The 253-nt window shown below is 70.0% G+C and carries 1 protein-coding gene; it reads left to right on the plus strand.

Annotated features, from left to right (window positions below; translation table 11 throughout):
* On the plus strand, positions 1–253 hold a 253-nt coding region (locus JHD80_RS28380; RefSeq protein ID WP_199094010.1), incomplete at both ends, for a hypothetical protein.

Below are 253 nucleotides of genomic sequence, written 5' to 3' on the forward strand. Positions count from 1 at the left end.
CAATATCGCGAGCCTCGACAGCCGCGTGCTCGCCGACATCACCGGCTCGGTCTTGTCCGCTCCCGGTGCCGTCGCGGCTTCGGCGACCTCCGATCGGATCGTCGACGCCAACACCATGACCTATGGCTGTCTCTTATACACATCTCCGAGCCCACGAGACTCTAGGCGCGATCTCGTATGCCGTCTTCTGCGTGAAAAGGGGGGGGGGGGGGGGGGGGGGGGGGGGGGGGGGGGGGGGGGGGGGGGGGGGGGG

This window comes from Allobosea sp. ASV33 (assembly GCF_016428755.1).
Taxonomy (GTDB): Bacteria; Pseudomonadota; Alphaproteobacteria; order Rhizobiales; family Beijerinckiaceae; genus Allobosea.